Here is a 12,790-nt window from a genome sequence, read left to right as displayed (position 1 = left end):
ACACACCTTACAAAACTGAAAAACAACGCATCAAATAAAATATCAGCTTGAGTTGTAAATTATGACTTCTGCTTTCAACTCGACACTCAACACTAACAAAGCACAACTTCCTCTAGAAGTGTGGGCTGGTGTAGAGTGTACGGTTAATCGTGTGGGTGAAGAGTATTTCGATCAATTAGAACGCAATGGTCATGCAACCCGCTTAGATGACCTAGATTTATTCGCTGAACTTGGCATACACGCCATCCGCTATCCAGTACTTTGGGAAAGGATAGCGCCCAATGGTTTGGAAAATGCTGATTGGTCGTGGGCGGATGAACGGCTGGGACGCTTGCGCGAACTCGGCATCCGTCCGATTGTGGGGCTAGTGCATCATGGCAGTGGGCCGCGTGATACCAGCTTAGTAGATCCAGAATTTCCTGAGAAACTAGCAGTGTTTGCTCGTGCGGTTGCAGAACGCTATCCTTGGGTAACACATTACACACCCATCAACGAGCCATTGACAACAGCACGATTTAGTGGGATGTATGGTCACTGGTATCCTCACGGACGGGACGATTTAACCTTCGCTCGTGCTTTGTTAGGAGAGTGCAAAGCGATCGCTCTTTCGATGCAGGCAATCAGAGAAGTCAATCCCAACGCCCAACTCCTACAAACTGAGGATTTGGGTAAAACTCATAGTACGCCAAAGCTGGCTTATCAAGCAGAATTTGAGAATGAACGTCGCTGGTTGAGTTTGGATTTATTATGCGGCCGAATCAACCCAACTCATCCCATGTGGGATTACTTGCGCGACTGTGGTATCAGCGAGACTGAACTTGAAGAATTTTTACAATATACCTGTCCACCTGACATTATCGGCATTAACCATTACCTGACAAGCGAACGCTTTTTAGATGAAAACCTAGAAAACTATCCAGCTTGGACGCATGGTGGTAATGGTCGAGACAAGTATGTAGATGTAGAGGCAGTGCGAGTTTGTGCTGAGGGTTTGGCAGGCCCCCGGACATTGCTCAAAGAGACATGGGAACGCTACAAACTACCCTTTGCTGTCACTGAAGTTCACTTGAGTTGTACCCGTGAGGAGCAGCTACGCTGGCTCAATGAAGTGTGGAATGCAGCCCAAGAATTACGAGACCAAGGCGCAGATGTTCGGGCTGTGACTGCTTGGGCACTTTTGGGCAGCTACGATTGGAATAGTTTAGTGACTCGCTCCGCAGGATACTACGAGTCAGGCGTATTTGATTTGCGCTCTCCACAGCCTAGACAGACAGCGATCGCTAAAATGGTGCGAGATTTAGCCACTGGGCATAAACCCAACCATCCACTACTTGATACACCAGGATGGTGGCATCGACAAGAGCGTTTGGTCTATCCAGCAGTCAGTTGTCGTAGCAATAATTACAAAATATCGGAAACTGATGAGTCAAGCAATAATCTAAAATCCAAAACTTGTACTGAGCGAAGTCGAAGTATCCAAAATCCAAAATTGGTACGTCCCTTGGCGATCGTCGGAGCCACAGGAACTCTAGGCAAGGCTTTTGCTCGGTTGTGTGAAGTCCGAGGAATTTCATATTGTCTGCTAAGACGCCAAGATATGGATATTGCCAATCCTGCTTCCGTCAATAAAGTACTTACCGAATTGCAACCGTGGGCAGTTGTGAACGCTGCGGGATACGTGCGAGTAGACGATGCCGAACGCGAACCCGATGTTTGTTTAAAAGTAAACGCTGAAGGGGCAGCGATTTTAGCTGCTGCTTGCGCTCAACATAATGTGGCGCTGGTAACTTTCTCTTCAGATTTGGTATTCGATGGTGCTGAGTCTAATCCTTATGTCGAAACTGATACTGTTGCGCCCCTCAATATATATGGGTGCAGCAAAGTTTTGGCAGAAAAGCTAGTATTACAGGCTCATCCGGCATCACTAATAATTCGCACCAGCGCATTTTTCGGCCCGTGGGATGATTACAACTTTGTGACGATCGCCCTGCGGCAATTAGCTGCTGGAAATACTTTTGTTGCTGCCGAAGATGCGATCGTTTCGCCTACTTATGTACCCGATCTTGTTCATGCCAGTCTTGATTTATTGATTGATGGCGAGAAAGGTTTGTGGCACTTGGCTAACAAAAGTGCTGTAGCTTGGGCTGACTTAGCCCGATTAGCAGCGAAAAAAGCAGGTGTGAGTGTCAGCAGTCTAATTGCTCGTCCGACGCAAGAGCTTGGTTTAATTGCTCCCCGCCCAGCTTACAGCGTTCTCGGTAGCAATCGAGGTGAATTAATGCCAAACCTTGACAGTGCAATTTCTCGCTACTTGGAAGAAAGAAATTAGTTGGCTGGCAATCTAATTTTAACGTGAGTTCGACGAGTGCTATTTTGACCTCTCCCCCAGCCCCTCTCCTACCAGGAGAGGGGAGCAAAAACCCTCCTTACTCCGTTACTCCTCCCTCTCCTTACCCAGACGCAACGCGTTCGCCTTTTAAGAAAGGGAGGCTGTCCGGGAGAGGTCTGTTGAACTCACGTTAATTTTAAGGGGAGCAGGGGAAAAAGTCCTCTCCTCTGCACCCTTCCCCCTGCCCCTCTGCCTCTTCTCAATGCCCCATTCCCCATACTTCGACTGCGCTCAGTACAAGTTCCCCATTCCCAATTCTCGATTGGAAAATTATGGCAACTATTTTAGTCACGGGAGGAGCCGGATATATTGGCTCCCATGCTGTATTAGCTCTGAAAAATGCAGGTTATAAAGTAATCGTTTTAGATAATCTATCGAACGGACATAGAGAACTTGTAGAAGAAGTTTTGCAGGTAAATTTGATTATTGGAGATATGAGCGATCGCACTCTTCTCGATGACATATTTTCAACTCACAACATAGCTGCGGTTATGCATTTTGCTGCTTATATCGCAGTCGGTGAATCTGTCACAAATCCAGCCAAATATTACCATAATAATGTTGCAGGCACTCTGACACTTTTAGAAGCAATGATTGCTGCATCTGTTAACAAATTTATCTTTTCTTCTACTTGCGCTCTTTATGGTGTACCAAAGTTTGTTCCCCTTACCGAAGACCATCCGCAAGATCCCATTAGTCCCTATGCTACTAGCAAGTGGATGGTAGAACGAATTCTATCTGATTTTGATGCAGCCTACAATTTAAAGTCTGTACGTTTCCGTTACTTTAACGCCGCAGGTGCTGACCCTAATGGGTTGTTGGGTGAAGACCACGAACCTGAAACTCATCTCATCCCATTAGTACTGCTAACTGCTTTTGGTAAGCGCGAATCGATTTTGATTTTCGGCACTGATTATCCTACCCCGGATGGTACTTGTATCCGCGATTATATTCATGTGACTGACTTGGCACAAGCTCATATTTTAGGTTTGGAATATCTGCTCAAAGGGGGAGAAAGTGAAGTATTTAATCTAGGAAATGGCAGTGGTTTTTCAGTCAGAGAAGTGATAGAAACAGCTAAAGAGATAACAGGCAAAGAAATTAAAATAGAAGAACGCGATCGCAGACCAGGCGATCCTCCTATTTTAGTTGGCAGCAGTGACAAAGCAACTAAAGTTTTAGGTTGGCATCCAGAGTATCCTAATCTGAACGAAATTATCGCCCATGCTTGGCAATGGCATCAACAACGACATAAGTAAAGACTATAGCAATCCGATTTGATTCGGAGAATTACTCGTAGAGATTAGGGACTGGGGACTGGGGACTGGGGACTGGGAAGAAGGAATAAAGGTGTACTGAGTTTTTTTCTACGCAATCAAATATGAGTCTTATAATTTAAAAGATCCTGTAAGGATTAGAAATTCATTCTTTCGGTACTCGTAAGCTAATGAAAGAACTTGTTTAAATTAAAGAATGGCTTCAAACAAGTATCAGTTAGTATTAGTTAATGAGCGTAATCGAGTTTCAAAATTTACCTAATGCACAGCAGTGCCAAAAAAGTACACTGCCCTCTTTAGGGCTAGTTTGCATCACCTCGGACAAACAAGTGCGCTTTCGGACAATGACGCGCACCCGATACTTAAAACTTTCCCTTAGCGATCGCGAAAGTGCCCTGAGTGAACTGTATCGCCATAATTTGCAACGCTTACATGATGCCCTCTCCTTTTGTCAGCAAAATAAAATTCAGCTTTATCGGATGTCTTCTAATTTATTTCCCCTAAGTGACTTAGAAGACGAAATCGGCGCAAATATATTAGAAGCAATGAGCGCTGATTTAGCAGCAATTGGTCAACGAGCAAATGCATTGAACATCAGAATGGTGTTGCATCCAGATCAATTTGTAGTGCTAAGTTCTGATTCCCCTGAAGTAGTACAGGCAAGTATTAATAATTTAGCAGGACACGCACGTATACTTGACTTACTGGGATTACCGCGATCGCCTTGGTCATTGATGAATATTCATGGTGGCAAATCTCAACGGACTGAACAACTAGTAAAAGTAATTTCCGAACTACCAGAAAATATCAAAAGCCGCTTGACTTTAGAAAACGATGAATACGCCTATAGTGCCGATGAAATTTTAGCAGTATGCCAGCAAACTGGTGTGCCGATGGTATTTGATGCCCATCACCATATTTGTCACGAAAATTTGGATAGCTACGATCATCCGAGTGTAGCATCCATGTTTTACGCAGCGCGAGAAACTTGGAAAAATCCAGATTGGCAATTAGTGCATATTTCTAATGGTGAGCAAGCTTTCAATGACCGAAAACACAGCGATTTGATTACCGATATGCCTAACGTTTACTACCAAGCACCGTGGATCGAAGTCGAAGCCAAACAAAAAGAAGAAGCGATCGCACTTTTGCGTTCTGGGTGGCTAATGAACAATAATTGTACATAAATTAGAGACATCTAGTCTATGTTGTCTGCACCTCTGGTGTTGTGTCTGGGTTAACCACAGTGAAACTTAGAGGATGTTTGAAAAGTTTTATTCTCGGTAACAAAACGTTCTAGATTCCCCTAAATCCCCCAATAAATTGGGGGAGTTTGATTCCAGTTCCCCCTTAAAAAGCTACAGTATACACACAAGTCTTTTAAAGTTGCTATGTAACGTAGGGTGGGTTAATTTTTGTAGGTCGATGCAACAAAAATGCAGGACGATGCAACAAAAATGTAGGACGATGCAACAAAGATGCAGGACGATGCAACAAAGGTGCAGGACGATGCAACAAAGGTGCAGGACGATGCAACAAAGGTGCAGGTCAATGCAACAAAGGTGCAAGACGATGCAACAAAGGTGCAGATCAAGAGACTTGTGTGTACACCGTAGCCTTAAAAAGAGGGGCTAGGGGGATCAGTTAGTGCCTAAATATCACATAACCACTTTTCAAACAATCTCTTACACGTTTACAGCCTCATTTATGGTTAATACCTCACTTAATTGGTCTATAAACCATTTTATAGAAGCTTGATTTTGATGTGATTATCTATAGCTAAATTGCTTATTTCTATTGGTAGATTAAATCAAAATTTAAAAAGACCAAAATGAAAATATACAGACATAAAAATAACCTGTAAATTATTAGTTTTATGCAAAAAATTTATGGCAATGTTCAGGGAATAAAAGCTAGTCAGATTAAACGACTGCAAGAGCTTTATGAGCAAAATCAACCAGCAGATAGATTTCTTACGCCAGAATTTGCTCAAGCTTTAGCTACAATTAGTCAACAAATTCATCACCCGATTTGTTGTTATATCAACCGGCGTGGGCAAGTTATCCGAATTGCTGTCGGAACACCCAGTCAAACTCAAATTCCACCTGAAGAATTACCCCGCCGCAGTGCAGAACGTTTGAGCGGAATCCGTTGTGTTGCTACTCAACTTAAATCAAATTCACTTGATGAAGCCGCGTTGGTTGCAATGATACGTCAGCGCTTAGATGCTCTTGTCATGTTAACTGCAATTGATGGCAAAGTAAAAGAAGCTTTTTTAGCTTACCTTTTCCCTGACTCAGAAAGTCCTTGGGTAATTTCACCTCCTTTAAGTTTGGACGATGTAACCGAACAGGAATTTGATGAATTAATTGAAGAATGGGAGAGAGAAATTGTTGACGCCGGAGATGGAATATTCTTATCTCAAGAAATTGTTTCCGACCAAGACAGGGTGCTGCTGGTAGGAGTGCAGACAGAAGATGTCTCAGTTCAACGATTTGAAGATGGACTTGCAGAACTAGTGCGTTTGGTTGAAAGTGCTGGAGGAATTGTACTTGATACAATGCGGCAAAAGCGCGAGCGCGCCCATCCCCAAACAGTGGTCGGTAAGGGAAAAATTGAAGAAATCACCCTTTTAGCTCACAAACTAAGAGCTAATCTAATCGTTTTTGACCGAGATATTTCTGCATCTCAAGCCCGTAATTTAGAACAAGAGATTGGCATCCGAGTTGTAGACCGCACAGAAGTAATTCTGGATATTTTTGCTCAACGCGCTCGCACTCAAGAGGGTAAATTACAAGTAGAACTGGCGCAACTCGAATATATGTTACCTCGGTTGCGCGGTCGCGGTCAGGAAATGTCTCGATTAGGTGCGGGAATTGGTACGCGAGGCCCTGGTGAAACAAAACTAGAGACGGAACGGCGAACAATTCAACGACGAATTGCTCAACTACAGGAAGAAGTAAATCAATTACAAGCACATCGCGCCCGAATTAGACAACAACGACAACAGCAAGAAATTCCGGTTCTGGCATTAGTTGGCTATACCAATGCTGGTAAATCTACTTTGCTGAATGTGTTAACCAATGCGGAGGTTTTCACCGCAGACCAACTATTTGCTACCCTCGACCCAACAACCCGCAAGGTGGTAATTACAAAACCAGAAACACAAGAACGCCGCTCAATTTTGCTCACAGATACTGTAGGGTTTATTCACGAACTCCCACCACCACTGATGGATGCGTTTCGCGCCACATTGGAGGAAGTTGTTGAGGCTGATGCGATGATTCATGTCGTGGATTTATCCCATCCAGCTTGGGAAAGTCATATTGCGAGTGTCCTAGAAATACTCGAAGAAATGCCTGAGATTCCAGAAAAAAGTTTGGTTGCTTTTAACAAGGTTGACAAAGTAGATAGCGAAACCTGGGCTAGGGTTCAACAAGATTATCCCGAAGCTGTGTTTATATCAGCAACCCAGCACTTGGGTTTAGAGACTTTAAAAATGCGATCGCTACAACTAATTGACGAACCTGTAAAGGCGATTGCAGTTCCACAAAATTCATACTAAACAAGAAGGAATTATATGACACCGACTATCATTGTTCACGGTGGAGCAAAAACCATCACGGACGATAAAGTTGCAGCCAACAATGCAGGCTGTACAGCAGCAGTAGAGGCTGGTTGGGCAGTGCTAATCAGTGGAGGTACGGCCGCAGAAGCTGTAGAAGCAGCGATTCGAGTTCTGGAATCCGATCGGACATTTAACGCTAGCCTCGGTGCAACTCTCAATAGTGATGGAGAGGTGGAATTAGACGCGGCGATTATGGAAGGCTCATTAAGTTGGGGAGCAGTTGCAGCAGCTCAGGGCATCCGTCATCCAATTTCGGTTGCACGGAACATTATGGATGATAAACCCAGACTACTAGTAGCGCGGGGTGCAGAACGCTTCGCCATAGATTCCGGGGCTGAAATGTGCAAAAAAGAAGACTTAATAGCTGAGGAACAGTTGGAGCAGTGGAAGGAAGATCAAGAAGTAATCGATCGCCCCAACACCGTAGGTTGTGTAGCTTTGGATGCTGGCGGCATCCTAGCTGCTGGCACTTCAACTGGCGGCACTACCAAGCAGCAACAAGGTCGCGTCGGTGATACTGCACTTGTTGGTTGTGGCTTGTATGCTGATAATAAAATCGGCGGTTGCTCAACAACAGGTGATGGCGAGTCGATTATCCCGGTGGTTTTGGCTAAAACTGCGATCGATTTTTTGAGTGGCGATCGCCATCCAGATGAAGCCGCACAAATGGCAATAGACGCTTTGGTTTCTAAGGTTAAAGGTGAAGCTGGGTGCATCCTCATAGACCGTCAAGGACGCGTTGGCTGGGCGTATAACTCATCACACATGGCTTGTGCTTATATGACCGCAGGACAAGATAAGGTGGCTGCCTTTACTAAGAAATAACTCATACCAATTCGGAATGGGCTACGCTCAGGTAATGCGTAATTAATGAAGCCAAATTACATCTGAGTTTTCAAGTTTAAATATACAGCTTTATTTTTTAAAGTTGGTATTATTTGGAAATGCAGGAGAATCGTTTTCTATAAACAACCGTATCCCCAAGGGGGATGCGGTTTCTCGGAGGACTAAATGAATTCAAAATATAACTTTCAATACTTTCAAGGGAATTCTCTTTCTGACTTGTTTGCTCTTGATATCACAGATGCATCTTATGGGTTTATTTTAAATTACCCTGCAACTGCCAGTTGGGCTGCTTATCCTAACCGAAAAAAATATTTTATTCAAGATGGCAGTAGTGAAGCCACCAAAACCTCCTTCGACAAGATTTGTCAGAAGGAACCGTGGAAAAATCTGGCTGTATTAGGCGATCGCATTCCTGGAATTGTGATTATTCCGCCGCCAAAGTCGCTGCTTGAATACTGGCAAGAGCATTTCGGCTTCAGCCAGTCCAATATTGAAATGATGGATTGCTCGACTTATCTGGACGATCTTAGCCACAGCGAACGCTTTGACAAACTCATTAGTCTATTTCCCTTCGATCGCCTCAAACCTGAAAAACACGCTGTTGATCCAGACACTCATTACCGCTTACTCAGCAAAGTAACCCTAGCCGAATTGGGGGTGCAATGTCCAAAATACGAAAGCTACAATCTGCACCAAGTAAATATTGAAGACATTCAGTTACCACAATATCCCTACTTAATTAAAACATCCCACGGACTCTCAGGAGAAGGCACTTATATCATCAAAAGTCCCAGCGATTTGAACTACTGCCTTGAAGAAATTAGGAAGTATCTTGATATTAAGTTGCTCAATACGATTATTGTCTCGGAGTTCGTCAAGAATGAGGTGCAAAATTACTGCGTACAATTCTATGTCAACAAGCTAGGAGAGATAACCCTTATTGGCACTACCGGCCAACTCGTCACTCCAGAAGGTAACTATTTAGGTGGACTGATTGACTACCGCAACACTGACATGAGCAAGTTCTTTGAGATGATTGCTAACGTTGGTCAGTATGCTCACAAACAGGGTTATTTCGGCGTGATTGGCTTTGATGTGCTGGAAGATCGAGACGGACAATTTTATGCGATCGATGCCAATTTCCGAGTCAATGGCTCGACTCCGTTGTGCTTGCAGCGTAATACCCTACTGAAGCTAGGAAAGGGAGTAGCTAAATATTCCAGTGACTACCGCATGGAAGGAGCGTTGGATTCAATTTTAGCCACTTTAAAACCAGAACTAGATCGCAAGGATTTAATTATTCTGTCGGCTTTAGAGAAAATCAAATACGGAAAAATCTACACAGATATTTATGCGATCGTGACTGGAGAAACTATCCAGGAAATGCAGCATATCGAGCAGAAATTACAGGATAAGGGATTACAATGGCTCCCTTAAACACCGCCTCTGTTGATATCTGGCATTATCAATTTTCATTTATCGTAGAAATTTGGGAGTAGCTTTATAGCAGGAGGCAGAGGGCAGGAGGTAAAACTATTGCTAACTCTAGCATTCACTCTTTCCAAATGTCCTAATTTGTGTGACTACGGCTATAAAATATTTCAAAATATCCTGTTTCAGGGTTTAAATAATCAAATTAAAGGTTAAAAAGCAGAATTATTTGAGATAAAAATCAATAATGATACTTCTAGTCGCTACATTGGTCACACAGTTAAAACAAACTAATAAAGCATAAAATTTATTTTTGAATACTTTTTTATAGAAAAAAGTATTCAAAAAATACAAAATACATAATTTACACTTTATTTAAATATATTTAATTAGGAGAATAGACATGAAATTCCAAATAGAATGTAATACAGGTAAAACTAGTAAAATATGTTTAATTTGCCAGCAAAGTTCTCAGACAGATCGAGCCAGGTTAATTGTATGCAATGACCAAGGCGAAGGTTATGGAGATATATGCCATCAATGTATAAGTAAAGGTGGTGATTGGGTTCAACTTCAACTCCAAAAATTCAGCCATCAACTACTAACTTGAAAATTATTTTAAGGATCATCAAATTTTTATAGTAAGCGGCTGTAGCCCTTAAAATAGGGCTGTAGCCGCTTATTACGAACAAATTTAATTAATTTTACATTGCATAACATCAAAAGAATAATATAACTGAATGAGTAAGCTACAAATTGGTACTAGTGGTTGGGTTTATAAGCATTGGATGGATATTTTCTATCCACCACATTTGCCTAGCGATCGGCAATTATCATTTTATGCTCAACATTTTTCCACTGTAGAAATTAACTTTTCCTTTTATCGTTTGCCAGAACGGTCTGTCTTTGAAACTTGGTGCAAGCAAACACCATCTAATTTTATTTTTGCTGTTAAAGGTAGCCGCTATCTCACCCACATGAAGAAATTAAAAGACCCGATAGAGCCGCTATCTCGCCTAATGGAACGCGCATCTGGATTGCAAGAAAAGCTCGGCCCTATTTTATTTCAATTTCCTCATACTTGGCAGATTAATATTGAACGTCTTCAGCCCTTTTTAGAATTACTGCAAATCTACCCTCAACAAAGATTTACAGTTGAATTTCGTCATTCAAGTTGGCTGATTCCACAAATTTATCAACTACTAGAAAGTGCAGGTGTAGCTCTTTGTCTACCTGTCAGCCCAACAGTTCCTCTTGATATCTGTTTGACTGCCCCTTGGACTTATATCCGTATGCACAGTGGGCAATGGAACGTAGGTTATACCGATGAAGAATTATCTACATGGGTTGAACGTATCCATTTATTTCTAATGCAGGAGATTGACGTTTACATGTATTTCAACAACGACCCCGATGGAAACGCTATTCGTGATGCTCAACGACTCTATAGTTTGCTGGGATGTTGTTGAAATACATAATTGAAAACTTATTATTCCACTTCTATCAGATCGGTTGACTGCTTCATTGGGAATAAGAATCGCATTAGCTGGCCTAGTGGTATAGAGCGTTGCTCCTGAACAAAAACTAAGGGTACAAGTGCAGCCATGCGTAGTAAGCTTGAGAGAACAAATAACCCCAGCAAACCCGCAATACCGGGCAGAGTTGCTAAAAAGCTACCGACAGTAATACCCATTGCTCCAGTGATACCAGCAATTGCAGCTGCGATCGCAAAATAACTCGACTGATGACCCAACGGTGCTATTCCCATCATCAAATTGTTGGTACACAAATCAATTGCTGCCCACGTTGCGCCAGCTAGTATGTGTAACAAGGGTAGCCAGATCCAAAAAGAAATGCGATCGCTTCCAACCAAAAGCCACAGCAGAGGTGTCACCGCCACTAAGATTCCCACTAATAGTAGTAGTGGACGATTCCCAATTCGGTCGGCTAGTTTGCCCCACAAAAGCAGCATTAGCATATTTGCGCCAGTTCCTAAGCCGTGATAAATCGTTACTATACTAATATCTATATCCAGATTATCCAGCATATAGAGGTTAAAGAAAGGATTGCTGATGTTAACAGCAAAGCACCAGATGCTCAGGTAAAGCACAAACTTCAAAAAATTAGCATCTTTAAACAAGCTCAAATCTATTCCTTGGGGTTGTGGGTGTGATGTGTCTGAATCTCCAACTTTTAAAAGCTGCGGGTTTATATCAGTCATCCACAACTGGCAGCCCACACTGATTAGCCCTAAAATGATTCCTAGAATCAAGACTGCACCATAACCTTGAAGGGTTCCACCAGGCCAAGCTGATACCGCTAAACCTAGCAGAGGCACACCAACAAGGTTAGTCAAGCCGAGAATACTGTTGCGAAAGCCGAAATATCGCCCCCGCAACCGTTGAGGTACTAACACAGCTGACCACCCAAGCCAAGGCGCACGACCAAAAGCTTCGATGATATTAGCTACTAAGAGAATTGCCAATGTCAACTGTACTACTTGGTATCCAGTAATACGAGATGAACTAACCAACCAAATCGCTGGCAGAAGAATCAACCATAGCAGCCGCGACGGGATGAAAATACACATGAAATACCAACGGAAGCTGGTACTTCGATTTATCAAATACGCTCCCAGTGGTTGGAGTAGATTCACCATCTGAGGGATAGCCGCGAGTAGACCAATTTCGGCTGCCCCAGCGCCTAACTCTAGCAAGAAATTACTGAGCAACGCGCCGCCGATGATACTATAAAGAACCGCAGCAAAGACACTTTCAAAAGTTAATGCCTTGAGACTTTGGCGAATTTTTGGCTTAGGGATTTTTAGAAACAGTTTTGGAGTTGGGAAAAGTACCGTCTCTGTTAATGCCCTATCCTCTGAGATTTCTTGAATGGGGACAGGGGGAAGAGAACTAGCTTCTATTGAAATGTCATCTTCTTGGGGCTGAACCATATTATTTAGTCAATATTTAAAGAATTAAATTGTTATAGCTACTATTACCCACAATTAGTAAAATTTATATAAGATTTAATCAATAAGTTCTAAAGCATTGCAATTGCTTACTTATCCTGAAGAACTAGTCTATAGTAAGTGTTGACTATAAACTGCTTGAACAGAAATAACTAACATATAGCCGTAGTCATATAGGTTAGGACAGTGTTAATTGCTCAAAGCCTTAAATTGACTGGGTTTTTACTCACCACGGGCTAAACGCCCCG

General features: G+C 42.6%; 10 protein-coding genes. 8 read left to right on the top strand and 2 right to left on the bottom strand.

The annotated features are described in order from the left end of the window. Nucleotides 1-61: 61 nt before the first annotated feature. From RMZ42_RS19930 to uvsE, 3 genes are all read left to right on the top strand, one after another. Nucleotides 62-2,329: a family 1 glycosylhydrolase gene (locus tag RMZ42_RS19930; protein WP_322673023.1), complete on the top strand. Its 2,268-nt coding sequence runs from the start codon at nucleotides 62-64 to the stop codon at nucleotides 2,327-2,329. A 332-nt stretch (nucleotides 2,330-2,661) separates the two neighbouring features. Further along, a complete protein-coding gene (galE, locus tag RMZ42_RS19925; RefSeq protein WP_322673022.1) occupies nucleotides 2,662-3,648 on the top strand; it encodes a UDP-glucose 4-epimerase GalE in 987 nt (328 codons plus the stop codon). Nucleotides 3,649-3,896: 248 nt separating this feature from the next. Next, nucleotides 3,897-4,853 carry a UV DNA damage repair endonuclease UvsE gene (gene uvsE, locus RMZ42_RS19920; RefSeq protein WP_322673021.1) on the top strand — a complete coding sequence of 319 codons (957 nt, stop codon included), beginning with the start codon at nucleotides 3,897-3,899 and terminating at the stop codon, nucleotides 4,851-4,853. A gap of 202 nt (nucleotides 4,854-5,055) precedes the next feature. Here uvsE and RMZ42_RS19915 read toward each other — a convergent pair whose 3' ends face one another. Beyond that, complete coding sequence (locus RMZ42_RS19915) at nucleotides 5,056-5,205, bottom strand: hypothetical protein (RefSeq protein WP_322673020.1); 150 nt, start codon at nucleotides 5,203-5,205, stop codon at nucleotides 5,056-5,058. A 337-nt stretch (nucleotides 5,206-5,542) separates the two neighbouring features. On the opposite strand from RMZ42_RS19915, the gene hflX reads away from it, so the two are divergent. The 5 genes from hflX to RMZ42_RS19890 all read left to right on the top strand — a co-directional run bounded on the left by hflX (nucleotide 5,543) and on the right by RMZ42_RS19890 (nucleotide 11,040). Further along, the gene (hflX, locus tag RMZ42_RS19910) at nucleotides 5,543-7,231 is read left to right on the top strand and encodes a GTPase HflX (protein WP_322673019.1); all 1,689 of its coding nucleotides are present in this window, start codon (nucleotides 5,543-5,545) and stop codon (nucleotides 7,229-7,231) included. A 15-nt stretch (nucleotides 7,232-7,246) separates the two neighbouring features. Then, a complete protein-coding gene (locus tag RMZ42_RS19905; RefSeq protein WP_322673018.1) occupies nucleotides 7,247-8,119 on the top strand; it encodes an isoaspartyl peptidase/L-asparaginase family protein in 873 nt (290 codons plus the stop codon). Between the two features lie 186 nt (nucleotides 8,120-8,305). After that, entirely contained in the window at nucleotides 8,306-9,577 is a 1,272-nt protein-coding gene (locus RMZ42_RS19900; RefSeq protein ID WP_322673017.1) for an ATP-grasp domain-containing protein, read from the top strand. A gap of 397 nt (nucleotides 9,578-9,974) precedes the next feature. Continuing rightward, nucleotides 9,975-10,181, top strand: coding sequence for a hypothetical protein (locus RMZ42_RS19895; RefSeq protein ID WP_322673016.1), 207 nt, complete (start codon nucleotides 9,975-9,977; stop codon nucleotides 10,179-10,181). Between the two features lie 130 nt (nucleotides 10,182-10,311). Then, nucleotides 10,312-11,040, top strand: coding sequence for a DUF72 domain-containing protein (locus tag RMZ42_RS19890; RefSeq protein ID WP_322673015.1), 729 nt, complete (start codon nucleotides 10,312-10,314; stop codon nucleotides 11,038-11,040). 20 nt (nucleotides 11,041-11,060) lie between these two features. Here the strand turns inward: RMZ42_RS19890 and RMZ42_RS19885 are convergent, their stop codons facing one another. Then, a complete protein-coding gene (locus RMZ42_RS19885) occupies nucleotides 11,061-12,524 on the bottom strand; it encodes an MFS transporter (protein ID WP_322673014.1) in 1,464 nt (487 codons plus the stop codon). Between the last annotated feature and the right edge of the window lie 266 nt (nucleotides 12,525-12,790).

It is taken from the genome of Nostoc sp. DedQUE05, from assembly GCF_034530955.1.
In the GTDB taxonomy this organism is placed as follows: Bacteria; Cyanobacteriota; Cyanobacteriia; order Cyanobacteriales; family Nostocaceae; genus Nostoc.
The sequence above is the reverse complement of the archived record's forward strand: the minus strand, read 5'-3'. Positions and strand labels throughout refer to the sequence as shown.

Excerpts from the sequence above, each read along its gene's own strand:
- galE (WP_322673022.1), top strand. The coding sequence starts at position 2,662 with ATGGCAACTATTTTAGTCACGGGAGGAGCCGGATATATTGGCTCCCAT.
- hflX (WP_322673019.1), top strand. The coding sequence starts at position 5,543 with ATGCAAAAAATTTATGGCAATGTTCAGGGAATAAAAGCTAGTCAGATT.
- RMZ42_RS19895 (WP_322673016.1), top strand. The coding sequence starts at position 9,975 with ATGAAATTCCAAATAGAATGTAATACAGGTAAAACTAGTAAAATATGT.
- RMZ42_RS19930 (WP_322673023.1), top strand. The coding sequence starts at position 62 with ATGACTTCTGCTTTCAACTCGACACTCAACACTAACAAAGCACAACTT.
- uvsE (WP_322673021.1), top strand. The coding sequence starts at position 3,897 with ATGAGCGTAATCGAGTTTCAAAATTTACCTAATGCACAGCAGTGCCAA.
- RMZ42_RS19885 (WP_322673014.1), bottom strand. The coding sequence starts at position 12,524 with ATGGTTCAGCCCCAAGAAGATGACATTTCAATAGAAGCTAGTTCTCTT.
- RMZ42_RS19900 (WP_322673017.1), top strand. The coding sequence starts at position 8,306 with ATGAATTCAAAATATAACTTTCAATACTTTCAAGGGAATTCTCTTTCT.
- RMZ42_RS19905 (WP_322673018.1), top strand. The coding sequence starts at position 7,247 with ATGACACCGACTATCATTGTTCACGGTGGAGCAAAAACCATCACGGAC.
- RMZ42_RS19890 (WP_322673015.1), top strand. The coding sequence starts at position 10,312 with ATGAGTAAGCTACAAATTGGTACTAGTGGTTGGGTTTATAAGCATTGG.